The 19,837-nt window shown below is 72.4% G+C and carries 11 protein-coding genes; 4 read left to right on the top strand and 7 right to left on the bottom strand.

The genetic code is table 11. From position 1 onward, the window contains the following. The first annotated feature begins 64 nt into the window (after positions 1-64). From ACY34K_RS20435 to ACY34K_RS20450, 4 genes are all read left to right on the top strand, one after another. Positions 65-3,256: a DUF1998 domain-containing protein gene (locus tag ACY34K_RS20435; RefSeq protein WP_462749076.1), complete on the top strand. Its 3,192-nt coding sequence runs from the start codon at positions 65-67 to the stop codon at positions 3,254-3,256. After that, the gene (locus ACY34K_RS20440; protein ID WP_462749078.1) at positions 3,253-5,526 is read left to right on the top strand and encodes a UvrD-helicase domain-containing protein; all 2,274 of its coding nucleotides are present in this window, start codon (positions 3,253-3,255) and stop codon (positions 5,524-5,526) included. The genes ACY34K_RS20435 and ACY34K_RS20440 overlap by 4 nt, the downstream gene beginning before the upstream one ends. 907 nt (positions 5,527-6,433) lie before the next feature. Then, the gene (locus ACY34K_RS20445; RefSeq protein ID WP_462749080.1) at positions 6,434-11,011 is read left to right on the top strand and encodes an RICIN domain-containing protein; all 4,578 of its coding nucleotides are present in this window, start codon (positions 6,434-6,436) and stop codon (positions 11,009-11,011) included. Between the two features lie 118 nt (positions 11,012-11,129). After that, the gene (locus ACY34K_RS20450; RefSeq protein WP_462749082.1) at positions 11,130-11,393 is read left to right on the top strand and encodes a hypothetical protein; all 264 of its coding nucleotides are present in this window, start codon (positions 11,130-11,132) and stop codon (positions 11,391-11,393) included. 132 nt (positions 11,394-11,525) lie between these two features. On the opposite strand, the gene ACY34K_RS20455 is transcribed toward ACY34K_RS20450, so the two are convergent. The 7 genes from ACY34K_RS20455 to ACY34K_RS20485 form a co-directional block, all read right to left on the bottom strand. Then, positions 11,526-12,326 carry a GntR family transcriptional regulator gene (locus ACY34K_RS20455; protein ID WP_462749084.1) on the bottom strand — a complete coding sequence of 267 codons (801 nt, stop codon included), beginning with the start codon at positions 12,324-12,326 and terminating at the stop codon, positions 11,526-11,528. A 57-nt stretch (positions 12,327-12,383) separates the two neighbouring features. Then, positions 12,384-13,385 (bottom strand): proline racemase family protein, encoded by a 1,002-nt coding sequence (locus ACY34K_RS20460; protein WP_462749086.1) that lies wholly within the window; start codon positions 13,383-13,385, stop codon positions 12,384-12,386. Positions 13,386-13,387: 2 nt separating this feature from the next. After that, positions 13,388-14,293: a dihydrodipicolinate synthase family protein gene (locus tag ACY34K_RS20465; protein ID WP_462749087.1), complete on the bottom strand. Its 906-nt coding sequence runs from the start codon at positions 14,291-14,293 to the stop codon at positions 13,388-13,390. After that, complete coding sequence (locus ACY34K_RS20470) at positions 14,290-15,747, bottom strand: FAD-dependent oxidoreductase (protein ID WP_462749089.1); 1,458 nt, start codon at positions 15,745-15,747, stop codon at positions 14,290-14,292. Before ACY34K_RS20470 ends, ACY34K_RS20465 begins: the two co-directional genes overlap by 4 nt. Then, positions 15,728-16,009 (bottom strand): (2Fe-2S)-binding protein, encoded by a 282-nt coding sequence (locus ACY34K_RS20475; RefSeq protein WP_462749091.1) that lies wholly within the window; start codon positions 16,007-16,009, stop codon positions 15,728-15,730. Before ACY34K_RS20475 ends, ACY34K_RS20470 begins: the two co-directional genes overlap by 20 nt. After that, positions 16,006-17,187, bottom strand: a complete 1,182-nt coding sequence (locus ACY34K_RS20480) for an NAD(P)/FAD-dependent oxidoreductase (RefSeq protein ID WP_462749092.1) — start codon at positions 17,185-17,187, stop codon at positions 16,006-16,008. The genes ACY34K_RS20475 and ACY34K_RS20480 overlap by 4 nt, the downstream gene beginning before the upstream one ends. Before the next feature lie 76 nt (positions 17,188-17,263). Continuing rightward, positions 17,264-19,720, bottom strand: a complete 2,457-nt coding sequence (locus ACY34K_RS20485; protein WP_462749094.1) for a collagenase — start codon at positions 19,718-19,720, stop codon at positions 17,264-17,266. Positions 19,721-19,837 lie beyond the last annotated feature (117 nt).

Here is a 19,837-nt window from a genome sequence, read left to right on the forward strand (position 1 = left end):
CGCCACGCTGGTCGAGGAGTTCCTCGCCCTGTTCCCAGGTGGCGGCGACGATGCCGACGGTGGGGTGTCGCCGTACGCGGCGGACGAGCTCAGGGCGTACGCCACCGGCGGCATCGTCCGGGCACTGCAGGAGGCGGAGGAGGACTGGACCGGCCGGCGCGAGGAGCTCCGGCGCAGGATCGCCGCGATCGACGAGGCCGCCGAGCACCTGGTCCGCACGGACGTCGTCCAGGACCGCGAACGCCGGGAACTGCTCGCCGAACGGCGCAGCGCGGGCGACCTGCTGCGGGAACTCAGCCAGTCGAGTGCGCACGGCACCCTGGTGGAGCTCGGACTGCTGCCGAACTACAGCCTCACCGACACCACTACGCAACTGGAAGCGACGCTGTACTGGACGGAGACGCCGGACGACGAGGACATCCGGTCCGAGAACCCCGCGGGGGACCCGGCCAAGCGGGTGTATCGCAGCGAGACGCGGGACTACGAACGCTCCCGCAAGCTCGCCCTGACCGAACTGGCCCCCGGGAACAGCTTCTACGTCAACGGCTACCGGCACGTGGTGCGCGCGCTCGACGTCGGGACCCCGGACCGCCGCGCCTGGGCCGAGTGGCGGCTCTGCCCGGCGTGCGGGTACGTCCGTACGCACGACGCCAGGAAGGACACCAGCCCGTGTCCCCGTTGCGGAGGGCGGGAGATCGCCGACGCGGGCTGCGTGCAGTACGTGCTCCAGCCGCGGCGCGTCGTCTCCCGTGACAAGCGGGACGACGCCCGGGTGCGGGACGACCGCGACGAGCGGGACCGCCGGCACTACGCGGTGCTGACGACGGTCGACGTCGACCCGGAGCGGATCACCCCCGGGTCGTGGCGGCACGAGACGGCCGTCTTCGGCGTGGACTTCACGCGGCACGCGAAGATCCGCACGCTCAACCTGGGTCTCGACCGGGAGGAGGGCAGCAGCACCGTGCCGCTCGCCGGCGCGGACGTGCGGCTCAACCCCTTCTACGTGTGCACCAGTTGCGGCGGCGCGACGGCCGAGGGCCGTCCGGTCGTGGACGTGCCCCAGCACGCGCTGACGGACTCGGGCGCGGCGAGCACCGCGGCCGCCGCCCACCACCTGCTGTGGTGTCCGCGCCGCCGCACCAGGGAAACCCCGGCGGCCGGACCGGCCGAGCAGCAGGGCAAGGGTGAGGACGTGCCGCTGCTGCTCGCGCACGAGCTCACCACGGAGGCGGTGCGCATCCTGCTGCCCGCGTCCGTGGCCCGCGCCAAGGAGCGCCTCGCGTCGTTCACGGCGGCGCTGTTCGCGGGCATCGCGGCGCAGTACGGCGGCGATCCCGACCACATCGACATCGCCGAGGCGACGATGCCCGACCACCTGGGCGCCGACGGCTCCGACTGGCCGCGGCGCTTCCTCGTGGTCTACGACCGCCTCCCCGGAGGCACCGGCTATCTGCACCGGCTCGCGTCCGCCGACGGCTTCCGGAACGTGCTGCTCAAGGCGCGGGACGTCATCGAGGACTGCGGGTGCCGCGAGAAGGGTCTCGACGGCTGCCACCAGTGCCTGCTGCGGCGCGTGCCGGCGGCCGACTACGACAAGGTCAGCCGCAACGAGGTGCGGCAGATGCTGGAGGACCTCCTCGGCGAGGACGGTTCACGCTGGCGGACGTCCCCCGTCGCGACGACCCGGCACATTCCGCTGGAGCGGCAGGCCGAGAGCGATCTGGAGATCCTGTTCATCGAGACGCTCCAGGAGTGGGCGAGGCTCGCCGATTCCGGGGCCACCGCCGACGCGTACACCACGTCGGCCGGCACGTACGCGCTCGACCTGCGGCTGACGAGTGACGACGGGGCGACGGTGAGCTGGCGGGTCTCGCAGCAGCGCGCGCTGGACGGCACCCGGCCCGACATACTTCTCGAGCGCCTCGACGCGCCCGGCCCTCGCGTCGCGGTGTACCTCGACGGCTTCGCCTATCACGCGACCCCGGAGCACAACCGGCTGGCCGACGACGCCACCAAGCGGACAGGTCTGCGCAGCGAGGGCCTGCGGGTGTTCCAACTGTCGTACGACGACGTCAAGGAATGGCGCGAGCGCGTACGGGACACCGGATACGCGGCGGCGGGCCCGGCCGACCCGGTCTGGCAGCCCTACCCCGCGGACGCGCAGAACCGCGCACGCGACTATTACAGCCGCATCGGCGGAGGACTGCCCGGCGAACTGTCCGACGCCGTCTGGGTCAACCCCGCCCGGCTCCTGCTCGCCTATCTGCGGGCGCCCGACGCCGCACGCTGGCAGCGGCGGGCCGAAGCCGCCGCCGCGGGACTCGTCGGCGCGGCCGGCGTCCGCGCCACCGCCCTCGGGACGGACGGCCTCGGGCCGGCCCTGCTGTCGGCGCTGGGCGGCGGGACGGTCACGGGTCAGGCGGGACCGGTCCGGCTCGTGTACGGGCCCGACGCCTCCGGCTGTCGACTCGTCCTCGCCGCGGACGGCCGGCGTACCCCGCCCGTATGGACGGGCCTGACCGTGCTCGACGACAGCACCGAGGCCATGGCCGACGCGCGGGCCCACCGGAGGCGCTGGCGGGCCTGGTTGTACTGGAGCAACGTGCTGCAGTTCCTGGACCACGCGGGCGGCGACAGCGCCCAGCTCACCACGAGCCTCGTCGACGGCTTCGCCACCGAAGCGCTGACCGTGACCGGCGGCGAGGGATGGCTGCAGTCCGCCCGGACCGAGATCCCCCGGGAGGAGTCGGCACCGGTCGCGGCCGAGGCGGCGGCGGTCGAGGTCGGCGCCGTCCGGGAGGGCACACCCGCGGCCGCGGTCGCCGTAGCCGCGGCCTCCGCCGGAGTGACGGCAGCGGCCGCCGAGCCGGTCGCGGCAACGGCGACCGGTCAGGACCCGGGCTGGGACCCGGTGCTCAAATTCCTCGATCCCGACGAGGTGGGCCTGGCCGAGCTGGCCCTGGCCCTGGCGGAGGCCGGGGTGCCCGCGCCGGAGGACGGTTACGAGCTCGACGAGCGGGGCTGGCAGGCCGAACTTGCCTGGCCCGCGGCCCGCGTCGGCGTGGTCCTCGCCGCCCGCGACGACGGCCCGGAACCTGACCACGAGGCCGCGGACCGGGACAAGGCCTTCGCGGCGGCCGGCTGGGACGTCCGTACGGCGACGGCCTGGGACGCTGCCGAACTGGCCGCCCGCCTGCTCGAACGGGGCCGGGACACGAACCACGACAGCACCAGTGACGGGGAGCACACACGATGACCGCCTCGGGCGTGACGCTGCGCCTGCTCGACAAGGCCGACAAGGAGATCCTCAAACTCCCCCGCACGGTCAAGGGCGCCTTCTTCGACTTCCAGCACAAGTTCAAGATCAACCCGCACACCACCGGCCTCAAGCTCCAGCAGCTCAAGGGAGACAGCCGCCTGTGGTCTGCGCGCGTCAGCGACGACTACCGAGCCCTGCTGATCCGGCTCGCCGAGGACGACTGGCTGATCGTCTCCGTCAAGCACCGCAAGGATGTCTACGACCGGCTGTCGGCGCAGGTCAACCAGGTCACTGGTGGCATCGAGTACGTCGACCTGGAAGTCGTGGAGGAGAGCGTCCTCCGCAGGCTTCCCGCCCCGCCCGCCCCGGCGCCGGCCCTACCCGAAGCCACCGCGCCCGAGGCTCCCGCGCCCGAAGCGGCCAAGCCGCAGGAGTTCTTCGCGGCCTGGACCGACGCCCAGCTGTCGGAGCTCGGCGTCGCCGAGCCGCTGCTCCCGGTCATCCGGACGCTCACCACCGAGGACCAGCTCCTCGGCCTCGTCGAGTACGCGCCCCAGCTCACCGGCGAGGTCCTGCTCGCCCTCTTCGACGGCAAGTCGTACGACGAGGTCCTCGACCAGGTGACGGCGCCCGTCGCCGTCACCGAGCCGGTCGACCCCGACGACTTCCAGGCCGCGGCGCAGCGCCCGGCCACGGTCGTCACCACCTCCGACGAGGCCCTCCGCGAGGCCCTGGAGGGCGGCGACTTCAGCCGCTGGAAGGTCTTCCTCCACCCCACCCAGGCCAAGCTCGTGGAACGGCGCTACTCGGGTCCGGCCCGGGTCGGCGGCGGGCCCGGCACGGGCAAGACCATCGTCGCCCTGCACAGGGTGCGTCATCTGGTGCGGCAGCTGCCGCCCGGCCGCGACAAGCCGGTCCTCCTCACCACCTACAACAAGAACCTCGCCGCGGACCTGCGCTCCCGCCTACTGGAACTGGGCGGCGAGGAGCTGCTGGCCCGGGTCGAGGTCAGCCACGTCGACCAGCTGGCGCTGCGCATCGTGCGCGAGGCCGAACCGGGCAGCGGCAAGCAGGTGATGGACGACAGTCAGGCCGTACGGGAATGGCGGGCGCTGCTCGACGAGCTGGGCGAGGAAGGCTGGGACCCCGAGTTCCTGCACGACGAATGGACCCAGGTGATCCTGGGGCAGGCCGTCGCCACGCGCACCGACTACTTCCGCGCCCGGCGGGCCGGCCGCGGCCGGAACGTCACCCGGGGCGAGCGCGCCGAGATCTGGCAGCTTGCGGAACGCTTCACCCAGCGCCTGGAGCGGCTCGGACGCCAGACCTGGGACCAGGTCGCCGAGCGCGCCGCCCGCCTGGAGATGGGCCGCGAACAGCGGATCCTCTCCCTCGCACGGCAGCGGGAGGAGGCCGGCGGCCTCGACAACATCCACGTCGCGGACGGCTCCGGCGGCTGGCTGCGCTACCGGTACCGGCACATCGTGGTGGACGAGGCCCAGGACCTGCGCCCGGCGCACTGGAAGATGTTGCGCGCGATGGCGCCTCGGGAGGCGGACGACCTGTTCCTGGTCGGTGACACCCATCAGCGCATCTACAAGAACCAGGTGACGCTGGGCAGCCTGGGCGTCAACATCCGGGGCCGGTCGTCGAAGCTGAGCCTGAGCTACCGCACGACGCGCCAGATCCTCCGCTCGGCGCTCGACGTGCTCGGCGAGACGGACTACGACGACCTCGACGGCGACAAGGAGACGCTGGCGGGCTACCGGTCCGTGCTCAGCGGACGGCAGCCGTCAGGGCATTCCTACCCGGACTGGGCCGCCGAGCGGGAAGGCATCGCGGCCCTCATCGCGGGCTGGGACGCCGACCCCGATCTGGCCATTCCGCACGAGCAGATCGCCATCTGCGTGCCGACGAACCAGATGGCCGCCGAGATCGGCTACACGCTCGGCACGCACGGCATCCGGCCGGTGGAGATCCGTGCCGACGGACCGCAGGGCGACGGCGGCGTGCACATCGGCACGATGTTCCGGTTCAAGGGACTCGAATACCAGCGGATGATCATCGCGGGCGTCTCGGACGGCCTGGTGCCGCGCGAGGCGGTGAGCCGGCTGCGCACGAGCGATCCGGTGCGGTACCGCCACGAGATGCAGCGGGCCCGGTCGCTGCTGTTCGTGGCGGCCACCAGGGCTCGGGACAGCGTGGATGTCTTCTGGCATGGCAACCCCAGTCCGTTCCTGGGACCCGGGCTGACGCAACGGGAGTAGAGCGGGGCTGGGCGAGAGTCCACGAACACGCCCGATGGGAGCTCTCTGGGACGTCTCCGGGACTTTCGGCCGCGTCAACGGGCACGACCGTGAAACAGCCGAAAGACGATCTGCCCAGATCAGTCACTCAGGGAGAGTGAACGCGGCAGGTCACAGAACCGTCAAATCCTTTCCACGACATCTGACACCCGCCCGGTCGAGGCGACTTCTTCACCTTCCGGGCCGTCTGGGGCCGTCGACGGTACCGCTTCCCTCGGGGAGCACCCTGTCGGCGGCCCCTTCGCGTCCCGCCCGGCCGTTCGGTGCCGGAGGCGTGGGGGGCGCGGGACGCAGCCGAGGATCCTCCCTCCCGGGCTCTGACCCTTGGGCGATGTTGCGTCAGTAGGCGGCCGGACTTCGCATCGCCGATGACACCCCGGATCCCGCGGGCGACACCCATGGAGGGCGTTTTCCAGCCAATCAATGGCATAAAACCGGCCACTTCAGCGCGCTATCTTCACAGGCTTCACACAGGCCACACCGCTCATGAGCTTGCGGTTTTGCCGCGGCGCACCACGGGAACTGGCGCAACCGCCTTGTCCGGGCTCGCCCGCGCACGGCGGCCTCGCCTTGTCGCGCCCCGGCGGCCTGGGGCTATGGTGAGCGCCGCACGCGAAGGGATCTTGACCAATCCCGCCATGACGCGCGCATGCCATTCGGCGGCCGGGGGGACGGCGCCGCCACGGGGGGGAAGGACGCATCGCCATGCCGCTGTGCCGGATCACGGTGAACACCGCTTGTGCCGAGTGCCGCAGGCCGGCCCTGCCCTCGCACCGGAACGGCTGACCGACCCCGCCTTCCACGCCACCGCTCCCTCTTCTGGCGACACCACCTCCAGCTGCCCACATTCGCTGTGAAGGACGCGCTCTTGCGACTCAGACCGGGGTTGCTCAACCCCAGATCACGTTCATCCACCGCTCTCACCACCGCCATCACGTCCGTCGCCGCCCTGGCCGTCCTCGGCGGCCTGGCCGTGCAGCCCGGCGGGGTCGACCAGTCGGCCGGACACCGCATGGCGCCGGTGGGAGACGACTACGACTGGTACACGGACACCGCCGCCGAGCAGCTGCGCCAGGACCAGTGCCTGATGTCCGAGGTACTGCGCCTGGGCGGCCCGACCATGGCCACCACCGCGCAGGACGGCCTCAACCAGCCGCAGGACAAGCTGCACGAACTCGCCAACCGGCAGCACTGGGAGGACACTCCGCTCGCCCTGGCCTACGAGAAGGACCGGGCCGCGGCGTCCAAGGAGCTGGACGCCCTCCATGCCGTACGGGACACCTGGAAGAAGCCGCTCGACGGGCTCGAGACTCCCGGCGGCTTCACCGTGACCGATTTCCACTGGCCTCCGGGTACGACTGACGGCAAGCAAGACTTCTACGGACAGACCGGGCTCACGAAGTGGGTCGCTGACCGGTTCTGGAAGAACGACAGCGACTTCTACGAGGACCCCACGCCCAAGGCCGACGCGGCGACGGCCCAGGCGGTCAAGAACATCGGCGCACCGCTGTACGGCAAGGACCCCAGCACGCAGCTGCCGGAGTGGGAGCGTCAGCGCGCCGAGCACGGCGCGTACGAGCACCTGTCCGCCTGGTCCCTGGAGCCAATGGGCGCGGACAACGCCCGACTCTTCCTGGCCGCGGGCGGGTTCCCCCGTACGGCGCCCCAGCCGGGTTCGGCCGAGCACCGCATCGCGGTGGAGGACCTGAAGACCCGCTTCGCGTCGTGTGCGTGGCGCGATCCGATCGACCCGAACAAGGTCGCTGGCGACGCCTCCGCCACGGCCGCCCAGGAATGGCAGCAGGAGATCGCCTCCCAGGCGGCCCAGCGCAACCAGATCCTGGCCTCCAACAAGAACGCGACCACGTCCCTCGCCGCGGGTGCGAAGGCGCTGGGCGACCTGCTGGGTCACTCATGGGTGGCCGACCGTCTGGCCCGCTGGCAGGACTACTGGTCCGCGGGCGGCGTCGGCTGGATCGGCGACAGCTATGTGACGATCGAGGTGCCCGGGGCGCGAGGTCATTGCCTGGACGTCCAGGGCGCCGGCAAGACCAACGGCACACCGGTCCAGATCTACACCTGCAACGGCGGCGCGGCGCAGCAGTGGACGCTCGAAGGCGCGGAGGACGACCTCCATCTGCGCAACGTCGCTTCGTCCAAGTGCCTCGACGTGGCGGGCAACAGTTCCACGAACGGCACGAAGATCCAGATCTTCGACTGCTACAAGTCCGCCGGCCAGTCGTGGAAGGGTGACGTCCGGGCGGCGTCGCCGCTGAAGAGCGTGTCCACGGGCAAGTGCCTGGATCTGAGCGCGTTCACCAAGAGCACCGACGCGCGGCTGTGGGACTGCAAGGACGCCAGTGCGCAGAAGTTCCTGATCAAGCCGTCCGGTCACAAGGGCACGGACAGCCTGTCGTATCCGGACAAGGCGCAGTTCGACAAGGCGAAGACGGGTGTCACCAGCACCCAGGCGGCGGCGAAGAAGCAGCTCGCCACGCTGAAGGCGCAGCTGGAGAGCGTCAAGAAGGCGGCCACGTCGTCCGACGCCGCCGAGCAGGCGGCGTACGGCATCGCTGACGCGGCCGGTGCGCCGCGCGGTCGTGGTCTGCTGGTGGGTCAGCAGAAGGCCCAGGTCACCAAGGGCGCCGTCGCGGCGCTGACGGCGATGGTGAAGGCCGGCGAGACCGCGGAGGCGGCCACCCGGGCGTCCGCCGGTGACAGTGAGACGATCACGCAGCGCGCGCTGGCGCAGGCCGCGCAGGTCAACGCGGAGTTCCGCAAGGAAGCCGCCCACAAGGCCGAGTTGCAGGCGAAGGCGGCGGCGGACGCGGCCAAGCTGCACCGGGACAACGCCAAGAAGGACAAGGAGACGGCGGAGGCCAAGCTCTCCGTCGCGCTGAAGGCGGAAGCGGACGCGAAGGCCGCCGCCGCCGACGCGCACGCCAAGCGGCTCGCCGCCGAGGCCGAGGAGAAGACGGCCAAGGCGGAGAAGGAGACCGCCGCCGCCAAGCAGGCCGAGGCCAACCAGCACAAGCAGACCGCGCAGACCGAGGCGGCCAACGCCAAGAACGCCAAGGACAAGGCGGAAGCCGCCGAAGCCACCGCGGTCGCCCGCAAGAACGACGCGATCACCGCCCGCGACAACGCCAAGGCCAAGCGGGACGACGCCTGGGACGCCGAGCAGAAGGCCGACGTCGCCCGGGCCAAGGCCGACGCGAAGGGCGCCTACGCCGACTCGCTGGAGGCGGGCGATGCGGCGGACGCCGCACGCGCCGCCGCCAACGAAGCGGACAGGCACGCGGATGACGCCGAGGCGGCGGCGCGCCGGGCGCGGACCGCGGCGGACGCCGCGACGAAGGCAGCGGCCGAGGCGGACGCCGCGGCCACCCGCGCCGAAGCGGCCGCCAAGCGGGCCCGCTCCAACGCCGACGGTGCCCAGGCCGCCAAGCTGCGCGCCGATGCCGCCGTCAAGACCGCCACCAGCGCCGTGGCCGACGCCATCAAGGCCTCCGAGCACGCCTTCGCCGAGGCCAAGACGGCCGTCAAGCTCGCGGAAGAAGCGGAGAAGCTGGCCAGGACGGCCAAGTCCCACGCGGACGAGGCGAACAAGGAGGCCGCCAAGGCACTGGCCGCTTCGGCCAAGGCGGCCGGTTTCGCCCACGTCACCGCCCAGGCCGCCGTCGACGCGGGCAACTCCGCCGCCCAGGTGGCGAAACCCGCCAACGACGCCATCCAGCTCGGTTCGCCGTACGTCACCACCGACGCCGCCGCGAGCCTGGTCGTACTGACCGGCCAGGCCTCGAAGTCGATCGCCGACCAGCAGAAGGCCGTCGCCGACGCCCACGCCAAGAACGCCCAGGCCGAGGCCGCGGCCGCCAAGAACCTCGCCGCCCAGGCGACCGGCGACGCGAAGATCGCCTACCAGCACGCGGCCAACGCCGCCGGCCACGCCGCCACCGCCCGCACCTACTCCAAGGAGGCCCTCGGCTACGCGGCCGATGCCGCCAAGGCGGCGTCGGCGGCCTCGTCCTCGCTGGCCCGCACCATCGAATACGACCGCAAGGCCACCGCGGACGCCACAGCCGCCGACCAGGCGGCCGGACGCGCCGAAGGCTACGCCCAACAGGCCCGTGCCTCCGCCGACCAGGCCGCGCTCGACGCCCAGGCCGCCCGTGAGGCCGCGGCCGCGGCCGAGCAGGCCGCCAAGGACGCCCGCGCCGCCGCCGACCGCGCCGCCGCCGCCGCCACCGAGGCCGAACAGGCGGCCAAGGACGCCGAGAGGTACGCCAAGGAGGCCCAGGAGGCGGCCGACAGGGCCGAGAAGGCCGCGAACGCCAAGCAGATCGACACCGGAACCGTCGTCGACGAGGCCGGCGGCTCCATCGGCAGCATGTTCTACGTCATCGACCACATCGTGAAGGTCGGCGACCCGGAGGTCGTGAAGAAGACGGCCGGCTGCGACGGCTGGATCGACCAGCTCTTCTACCGGGGCGACTGCACGGTCACCGCGAAGATCCGGTACAAGGCCGTCGTCGATCTGTACATGTGCACCGCGCAGGACCTGGACCCGATGAAGTACACGTGCCCCTCCGGCGCGACGGTGTACCTGGGACAGCACACCACCAAGGAACTGTCCCAGCAGGTCACGCACAACATCACGATGGCCGAGTACCAGAAGGGCGTCGATCCGATCGACATCCTCTTCGGCAGCTGGATCAAGTGTGCCCAGAAGCTCACCCCCGGCGGTGAGAACGGCAGCTGGGGCGGATGCGCCTGGGCGGCCGTGGATGTCGCGGCACTGTTCGCGGGGAAGATCCTCAGGCCCATCGCCGACGCCGTGACGGCCATGGACGCCGCCGCGAAGACGGGCATCGGCTTCACCAACGCCTACAAGGGCCTGCGTGCCCTCGGCCTGTCCGAAGAGGTCATCGCCGGCATCAGCAAGACGCAGTTCCTGCGGCTGAGGTCGACGTGCCTGACGACTCCGGCTCTGGCGCCGTCCAAGGCGCGGGCGCTGCCGGCCGGTGTGGGTGCGCAGCGGTCCCGGGCGGCCGCCAGTGCCAAGTGCCCGGACTACGTCGACGTGTCGCCGAGCGGATTGGGCATCGTCGCGGGCATCGACAGCAAGGGCATCGTGATGATGACCGTCAAGAAGGGCAAGGACACGCCGAGTGGTGGCGAAATGTTCAACGCAGCCATCGCGCACTTCGGCGACAAGGTCAAGGGTGTGCAGGCGTACTGGCAGAACGGTGGAGAACTCAGCGACAACCTGAACGACTTCAACAAGGCGGTGCGCAGTGGCCAGTACGCGTCACTCGAAGAAGCCGCCCTGCGGGGAACGTTCACCGGACACATGTCCGCGAAGCACGGTTTCACCAACGTGGACATCGTCGAACTTCGTGGGATGCCGGGTGAGTACACCAACGTCGGTGTGGTCTTCTCGTAGGACGTCTTCCGTGCAGGGCGCGGGATGATGGAGCGGGTACGGGGGCGGGTCCCACACGACGTGGGGCCCGCCCTCGCCGCGGTCGATGCTCGGAACAGAACGGAAAGTCAGGTGTGCGATGGGTGACGTGGAAAAGACGGCGGACGAACTGAGGGCCGCTCACGCGGAAGGCAAGGGCGCTGTGGAACTCGCCCTGCTCTGCAGGGAGAGGTTGGGTCCGGCGTTCGGTGTCATTTCGTTCATCGCCGCGTTCCGTGCGGCGTTCGACGTTCCGCTCCCCGTGCTTCAGCGGGCACAGGCGTGGCAGCGTTTCGGCTGGGGAGGCGCGCAGATCTCGGACCAGGAGTTTTCCGCCCTCCTCTCGCCCTGGATCACACACTGACGCACCCACCGCATGCCGGCGAGCGGCGAGGCGCCACGGGCGTCACCCAGTGACGCGGGCCGCTGCGGGCCCGTCGCCGGACAGCCCGGGGCGCCCGACACTTCCGGCCACTGACCTGTCCGGCCGGACAGGTCAGTGGCCGCGTCGCGCCACTGCGGGCGGTGCGGACGGTGCGGGCGGTGACGAGGGTGCGGGCGAGGCCGCCCTGGACCGGGGGACTCCCGCCTGCCGGGGCCGGCGGCCCTGGGCCGGGGTGCCCGTCTCCTCCCGGCCCTCCGCCCACAGCGAGCGGACGTGCCCGAGGTGCCGGGCCATGCACGCCTCGGCCGCCGGCGCGTCCCCGGAGAGCATCAGGTCGAGCAGCTCGTGGTGCTCCTGGGCGGAGGCGACGAGCAGGCCCCGCTCGTCGAGTGCCGTCAGGCCGTAGAGACGAGAGCGTTTACGCAGGTCACCGACGGTCTCGACGAGGCGTTCATTGCCGGAGAGGGCCAGGAGCGAGAGGTGGAAGCGGCGGTCGGCGTCGAGGTAGCCGATGAGGTCGTGGTCGCGGGCGCTGGCGACGATCTCCTCGGCGACCGGCCGCAGTTCCTCCAGCTGCCGGCGGGTGGCCGAGGCGGTGACGGTGCCCACGGTGGGCACCTCGATCAGGGCGCGCAGCTCGGTGTACTGGTCGAGGTCGCGTTCGCTGACCTCGGTGACCCGGAAGCCCTTGTTGCGCACGGGCTCGACCAGGCCCTCGCGGGCCAGGTCGAGCATCGCCTCGCGCACCGGGGTGGCGGAGACGCCGAAGTCGGCGGCCAGGGCGGGCGCCGAGTAGACCTCTCCGGGGCGCAGCTCCCCGGAGATGAGTGCGGCGTACAGGGCGTGCGCGACCTGGTCGCGCAGGCGCGTCTGGGTGGTGATGAGGGTGTGCTGCTTCAGGTGGCCACCCATGGCGCTACCTCCGTGACTGCGTGACAGTTCTGCGTACGATCTCATGAGCTCACGCGGTCAGAGCAGGAAGCCCGCGGGGAAGGGGTCTTCCGGGTCGAGGAAGTACTGGGCGGTGCCGGTGATCCAGGCGCGGCCGGTGACGGTGGGGACGACGGCGGGCAGTCCGCCGACCGTGGTCTCGCCGACGAGCCGGCCGGTGAAGCGGGTCCCGATGAAGGACTCGTTGACGAAGTCGGTCCGCAGGGCCAGTCGTCCGCGGGCGTGCAGCTGGGCCATGCGCGCGGAGGTGCCGGTGCCGCACGGGGAGCGGTCGAACCAGCCGGGGTGGATGGCCATGGCGTGCCGGGAGCGGACGGCGTCCGAGCCGGGCGCCGCCAGATAGACGTGTTTGACTCCGCCGATGCCGGGGTCCTCGGGGTGGACCGGCCGGTCGGTGCTGTTGATGGCGTCCATGACGGCGAGTCCGGCGGCGAGCAGGTCGTTCTTGCGGTCCCGGTCGAAGGGGAGGCCGAGGGCGTCGAGTTCGACGAAGGCGTAGAAGTTTCCTCCGTAGGCCAGGTCGTAGGTGACGGTGCCGTATCCGGGGACGGTCACTTTGCGGTCGAGGGCGGGGCAGAAGGCGGGGACGTTGGTGAGGGTGACGGAGGTGGCGGCGCCGTCCTCGACGTGGACGTCCACGGCGACCAGGCCGGCGGGGGTGTCGAGGCGGACGGTGGTGACCGGTTCGGTGACGGGCACCATGCCGGTCTCGACGAGGACGGTGGCGACGCCGATCGTGCCGTGTCCGCACATCGGGAGCAGCCCGGAGACCTCGATGAAGAGCACGCCGTAGTCGGCGTCGGGGCGGGTGGGCGGCTGGAGGATCGCGCCGCTCATCGCGGCGTGGCCGCGCGGCTCGTACATCAGGAGTGTCCTGAGCCGGTCCATGTGCGCGGTGAAGTGCAGCCGCCGCTCGGCCATGGTGGCACCGGGGACGGTCCCGACACCGCCGGTGACGACGCGGGTCGGCATGCCCTCGGTGTGGGAGTCGACGGCGTGGAAGACATGGCGCGTGCGCATGGTCAGCCGAGCCCTTCCGCGAGTGCCTTCTCGGTGGCCGCGCGGACGGCGGCGTCCTGGGCCTCGGTGAGGGACGTGCGCGGCGGCCGGACGGGGCCGCCGTGGCGTCCGGCGATGTCCATGGACAGCTTGATGGCCTGGACGAACTCGGTCCTGGAGTCCCAGCGCAGCAGCGGGTGCAGGGACTTGTAGAGCGGGAGCGCGGTGTCGAGGTCGTGGGTGACGGCCGCGTGGTAGAGGGCGGCGCAGGCGGTCGGCAGGGCGTTGGGGTAACCGGCGATCCAGCCGACGGCTCCGGCCAGGGCGAGTTCCAGCAGTACGTCGTCGGCACCGATCAGCAGATCGAGCCCGGGAGCCAGTTCGGCGATCCGGTAGGCGCGGCGGACGTCGCCGCTGAACTCCTTGACGGCGACGATGGTGCCGTCGCCGTGCAGCCGGGCGAGCAGCTCGGGGGTCAGGTCGACCTTGGTGTCGTAGGGGTTGTTGTAGGCGACGACGGGGAGGCCCGCCCGTGCGACCTCGGCGTAGTGAGCGCGTACGGAGCGCTCGTCGGCGCGGTAGGCGTTGGGCGGCAGCAGCAGGACGGAGCCGGCCCCGGCCTCGGCGGCTTGGTCGGCCCAGCGGCGGGCCTCGGCGCTGCCGTAGGCGGACACGCCGGGCATCACACGCGCGCCGTCCCCGGCGGCTTCGACGGCGACCCGGACGACACGGGATCGTTCGTCGTCGGTGAGGGTCTGGTACTCGCCGAGGGAGCCGTTGGGCACGACACCGTCGCAGCCCTGGGCGACGAGCCGGGAGACGTGCTCGGCGTACGCGTCGTAGTCGACGGAGAGGTCGTCGCGCAGCGGCAGGGCGGTGGCGACCATGATGCCGTGCCAGGGCTGGCGGCGGGCGGCGGTGTTCATCATTCGGCTCCTGGTGGTTGTGCCAGATGACTGAGCGGTACGGGGCAGGAGAGCGGGCGCCGGTCGGGCGCGGGGTCCTCCCCCGCGAGGCGGGCGACGGCCTGGCCGCACACGCGGCCCTGGCACCAGCCCATGCCGGCGCGGGTGAGGAGCTTGACGGTGCGTGCGTCGCGGGCGCCGAGGTCGGTCACGGCCTGCCGGACACGGCCCGCCGTGACCTCCTCGCAGCGGCACACCTCGGTGGTGTCGTCGAGCCAGCCGGTCCAGCCGGGGCCGGGCCGGTGGGCGGCCGCCATGGCGTCGGCGAAGGCCCGCAGCCGGGCGCGGTGGCGCAGCAGCCGCCCGGGAGGGCGGGGGGTGCCGGTCAGGGCGTGGGCGATGGAGAGGGCGGCGAGTTCGCCCTCGGTGCGGGCCAGGGCGGCGCCGCCGACGCCGCCGGTCTCGCCGGCCGCCCAGATGCCGGGTACGGAGGTGCGCAGTTCGTCGTCGACGGCGAGGGCGGGGGTGTCGTCCGGAGTGCGGCGGGTGGCGCAGCCGAGCCCGGTGGCGAGCTCCAGCTGCGGTACGAGGCCGTGGCCGACGGCGAGCGCGTCGCAGGGGATCCGGCGGGAAGTGCCGGGGACGGGGCGCCAGTCGCGGTCGAGGCGGGTGACGGTGACGGCTTCGACGCGGGTGGTGCCGTGGGCCGCCGTGACGGCGTGCCGGGTGAGCGGCCGGGTGGCGTGGCGGAGCAGGGCGCCTGCGTGGACCGCGCCCTCGGCGAGTTTGCCGGGGTTGCGGGCGAGGGCGGGCAGGTGGCGGGCGTACGCCGTGTAGTCGGCGGCTTCGACGAGGGCGGGCACACGGGCGCCGGCCGCGGCGAGCGATCCGGCGACGGCGAGCAGCAGGGGCCCGCTGCCGGCGACGACGATACGGCGGCCCGGCAGCACGAGCCCGGACTTGAGCATCGCCTGGGCGCCGCCCGCGCCGACGACGCCGGGCAGTGTCCAGCCGGGGAAGGGAAGCTGCCGTTCGTACGCGCCGGTGGCGAGGAGGACGGTGCGGGCGCGGACGGTGGCGGGGGTTTCGTCGGGTCCCGCGACGGCGTGCAGCAGCCAGGTGTCCCCGTCGCGCACGACGGTCCAGACATGGTGGGCGGGCAGGTGGGTGACGTCGCGCATCCGGTGGAGTGCGCGCCTGACCCGGCGGGGTGCGGTGCCGAGCCCGGGCGCGGGGTGCCGGTGGATCTGGCCGCCGGGCCGCTCCCCCGCGTCCAGCAGGGTGACGGTCAGCCCGAGCCGGGAGGCGGTGGTGGCGGCGGCGAGTCCGGCGGGCCCGGCGCCCACGACGGCGAGGTCGGTGATCTCCTCCCCGGCGCCGGCGGGCCCGGGGGATGTGCCGGACGCGGGGGACGCGGCGGGGGCAGGTGCCACGGAGGCGGAGGCGGACGTGGTGGAGTCAGCGGGCGGTGTCGGCATGTCCGGTGCCCTCCTGGGTGGTGATGGTGTCGCCGGGGCGGGCGGGCAGCAGGCAGGCGCGCTGGTTGGGGCGCCCGTTCACCGTGGCCAGGCAGTCGTGGCAGGCGCCCATGCCGCAGAACGCGCCGCGCGGGGCGCCGTGGTGACGGGTGGTGCGCCAGGTGAGGATGCCGGCCGACCAGAGGGCGGCCGCGACGGTCTGGCCGGGCAGTGCGGTGATGGTCCGCCCGTCGAAGGTGAGGGTGAAGGGGGCCGGTGTCATCGGGCGTCGCCTCCTGGGTGCGCGAAGCGGTCGGGACGGAACGGCTTCGGGTCCAGGGCCGGTGGCTCGCCGCCGAGGGCCGCGGCCACGAGCAGCCCGGTCGCCGGGGCGAGTCCGATTCCGGCGCCCTCGTGGCCGCAGGCGTGGAGCAGGCCGGGGACGCGCGGGTCGGGGCCGATCGCCGGGAGGTGGTCGGGCAGGTAGGGCCGGAACCCGTGGTAGGTCCGGATGGCCCGGACGCCCGCGAGCACCGGGAACAGCGCGGTGGCCTGAGCCGCGAGCCGCCGCAGCGCCTCGGTGGACAGCGACCGGTCGAAGCCGACGCGCTCCCGGGTGGCGCCGATGAGGACCGGCCCTGAGGGGGTGCCCTCGACGACGGCGGAGGACTGGAGGGCGGCGGAGCCGCTGGCGACGTCGGCGATGTAGTCCGCGGCGTACACCTTGTGCCGGACGAGCCGGGGCGGCAGGGGTTCGGTGACGAGGACGAAGCCGCGGCGGGGCATGACGGGAAGGTGGGTGCCGGCCAGGTCCGCGACCCGGCCGCCCCAGGTGCCCGCGGCGTTGACGACGGCGGGCGCGAGGAGGTCGCGGTGCGGGGTGCGGACACCGCGGACGGCGCCGCCCGGGCCGGTGAGGACGGCGGTGACCTCCTCGCCGAGGACGAGCCGGGCTCCGGAGGCCCGCAGCAGCTGGGCCGCGGCCATGGCGGGCTGGACCTGGGCGTCCTGCGGGTAGTGGAAGCCGCCGGCGAGGCCGGGCGCGAGGTGGGGTTCCACGTCACGCAGTTCACCGGCGCCGATCTCGTGCGCTTCGACGCCCGCGGTGCGCTGTCCGGCGGCGAAGGCCCGCAGTGCGGTGAGGGCGGCCCCGTCGGGTGCGACGACGAGACCGCCCTTGGGCTCGTACTCGGCCTCCGGTGGGAGGGTTTCGGCGAGCTCGCGCCACAGTCGGGTGGACAGCAGCGCGAGGTCGAGCTCGGGGCCCGCCTCCTTGTCGGAGACGAGCAGATTGCCCTCCCCGGCGCCGGTGGTGCCGCCCGCGACGGGGCCGCGGTCGACGACGGCGACGGAGAGGCCGGAGCGGCCCGCGTAGTAGGCGCAGGCCGCCCCGACGACTCCGGCGCCGATGATGACGGCGTCCAGGGCCTTGGGCAGGTGTGTCACATGTCTCGTGGGCACGGCCAGTAATATTTCACATAGTACTGACCGTGTACAGGGGCGTGGGCCGGTGAATATGCCCTCGGCCCCCACGAGTTCAGGTGCGCAGCGGCCCCTCGCAGGTGTACGGGGCGGTGCCGGCGCGCCGGCTGCTCCAGATCTCCACCTCGCCGAACGAGCAGTTCATGTCGGCCAGGTTGGTGGAGGCGGTGCCGGCCCGGTCGAGCAGGAAGTGGTCGACGGTCTCGGACATGTCCTTGAAGACCTGGTCGGGACTGTTCGCGTCGCTCAGGTTCGCGGTGATGCGGCCGGTGCAGACGAAGCGCCGCTTGACCGTGTCGCCGTTGTCCGTGCAGCGCGGGTCCGACCAGGTGGCGGCGGCGAACGAGGCACGGACGGCCTCGGCGGTGGTGTCCCTCAGCCGGTCGTTGGGCGTGTAGGTGGTGTGGGGCACGAACAGGTCGTCGACCTTGGCGATCTGCTCGTCGAGGAAGGCGTCGTACGCCCGCTGGAGCGCGGCGTCCCGGCCGAGGCGGCCGCGCCAGGCGTCGAACGCGGCCGGGTCGTCGGCCCGCAGATGCCGGTACATCTCGCGCAGCAGGGAGGGCTGCCGGGTCCACAGGAACTCGAAGAACGTGCCGGCGTAGGCGTAGAAGCGGAAGCCGTCGCCGTCGTAGGTGGCGTGCAGCAGCCGGTTCACGCTCATGCGCGGGCCGCCGCCGGCGGTGTCCGAGATGACGCTCCTGACCAGCGACTTGCGGACGGCGACGCCGTCGTCGCGGGTGGCGCCGTCGAAGAACTCGGCGGTGCCCTCGTCCATGGCCGTGGTGCGGTCACCCTGGTACCAGGGGCCCTCGCCGAAGTAGCCGGGGACCGCGAAGCGGCCGTTGAGGTAGTGCACGTACTCGTGGCGGAAGAGCTCTTCCAGGGTGAGGGTCGAGTCCTGGGGGACGCGCCGCTGGTAGGTGTAGAAGGTCGCGCCGCGCTCGATGTAGATGCCGCCGTTGTTGGTGTCCATCCCGGTCAGCAGCGGGTGGTAGTTCTCGTAGTCGGCCCGGGACGCGTACAGCACGATGGTGAGAACGGTGTTGGTGTCCCCGGTGAGCGGCGCCTCGGTTCCGAGGACGCGATGGAACTGCGCCTTGACCTGCTTGCTCGCGTAGTACAGCTGGTCGACGGTGGCGCGGTCGAGTCCGGTGCGGACCTTGATGGCACCGCGGTCGTAGACGTACGTGTGCGGGAAGATCTGCCGCTCGATGTCGTCCTTGCAGACGCCGTAGGGCTTGCAGGCCTCGTAGAAGACGAGCCAGCCGGCGAGCTTCGCCCACGGGGCGCTGCCCCGGCCGAAGTTCCGTACGACCGGGTCGAGCAGCGCGCCGACGTCCGGGACGATCGAGGTCTTGATGGCGTCGATCTGGCCGAACCGGCCGTACTCGCCGAGCGCGTCGCGCACCACCCACTCGTTGGGCGTGCCCTTGAGGTGCGTGTATCCGGAGAAGGCGCGGAAGGACGCGCGGTACGTGGCGTTCCGGGCGACCAGGGAGTGGAAGACGGTGTCCCGGTTGCCCGGGTAGACGCCGAGGTAGTTGACGGAGAGCGCGGCGAGCGCGGCCCCTCCCCAGACCGGGTCGCGGTGCGTCGTGGGGTGGTACCGGTCCATGGTGGCGAGCACCTTCTGGATCAGCCCCAGCTGGGAGTGGCGCAGACCGGGGGCGCTGCCCGCGTAGAGCGCCTCGCGCAGGGTCTCGGCGTTGGTGCGGGTGACGTCGAAGGTCCGGGCGGCGGTGCCGAAGGCGTGGACGGCCCGGCGCATGGCCTCGGTGGTGGGGGCGTCGGTGACGTCGATCTCGTCGCGCGAGAAGTCGTGGTAGGCGACGGCATGGAGGTAGGTGAACATCTCCAGCAGATGGCTGCCGTTGCGGCCGTCGTGGGTGGCCGCGAGGGTCGAGGCCCGCCGGGAGACGGCCTGGACGTGGGCGTCGGACATGACCGGCGCGAGGCGCGCGTCCCAGGTCCAGATGAGGCCGCGGAGACAGCCGTCGGCGGTGACGCCCGGGTCGGCGAGGAAGTCCGCCAGCTGGTCGGGGCCGAGGCGGGTGACGCCGTCGAGAGTGCAGGGCACGGCCGGCGCCGCCGCGGCACGGGCGGCGGGCGACCGGGGCGTCTGCGGCCCGGGAACACGCGCGTCGGTGCGACCGCCGGGAGCGGCGGCGGGCTCCGGGGTGAATCTGGGCGCCCGCGCGAGGCGTTCCACTTCGTCGTGGGGGTGGGGGCTCGCCGTGACGCCCGCCGGCTTCGCGCCGGGCGCCGGGCCGGGCCGGGCGGCGGCCGGCGCGCTGAGGCTGCCCGCGCCGAGGAGGGTCGCGGCGGCGACGGCGGCGGCTATGAGCGCTCTGCGCGGTGATCTGGATGGTGGTTGCTGGGACACCAGTTGCTCCTGTGTGGAGGTGGGGAGTGGTCCGTTCAGCGGTGCGGACGGGCCGAATGCCCGTGTGCGCGGCGGCAGTTGGGGTTCCTTGAAGGGTTCATGCCACTGCAATGTGAGCTGTAACATAGTAATGTGAAATTGCACTGACAACCCCTGTGCACCCTCCCGCGAGAATTTCCCCGGTGCTTCGCCGCGTGCGGCTCGGCCGTGACCTCCCGGGCGACTCCCCCTGCGGCTTCCCTG

This window comes from Streptomyces sp. STAM6 (genome assembly GCF_054963715.1).

Excerpts from the sequence above, each read along its gene's own strand:
- ACY34K_RS20440 (WP_462749078.1), top strand. The coding sequence starts at position 3,253 with ATGACCGCCTCGGGCGTGACGCTGCGCCTGCTCGACAAGGCCGACAAG.
- ACY34K_RS20450 (WP_462749082.1), top strand. The coding sequence starts at position 11,130 with ATGGGTGACGTGGAAAAGACGGCGGACGAACTGAGGGCCGCTCACGCG.
- ACY34K_RS20455 (WP_462749084.1), bottom strand. The coding sequence starts at position 12,326 with ATGGGTGGCCACCTGAAGCAGCACACCCTCATCACCACCCAGACGCGC.
- ACY34K_RS20460 (WP_462749086.1), bottom strand. The coding sequence starts at position 13,385 with ATGCGCACGCGCCATGTCTTCCACGCCGTCGACTCCCACACCGAGGGC.
- ACY34K_RS20465 (WP_462749087.1), bottom strand. The coding sequence starts at position 14,293 with ATGATGAACACCGCCGCCCGCCGCCAGCCCTGGCACGGCATCATGGTC.
- ACY34K_RS20470 (WP_462749089.1), bottom strand. The coding sequence starts at position 15,747 with ATGCCGACACCGCCCGCTGACTCCACCACGTCCGCCTCCGCCTCCGTG.
- ACY34K_RS20475 (WP_462749091.1), bottom strand. The coding sequence starts at position 16,009 with ATGACACCGGCCCCCTTCACCCTCACCTTCGACGGGCGGACCATCACC.
- ACY34K_RS20485 (WP_462749094.1), bottom strand. The coding sequence starts at position 19,720 with ATGTTACAGCTCACATTGCAGTGGCATGAACCCTTCAAGGAACCCCAA.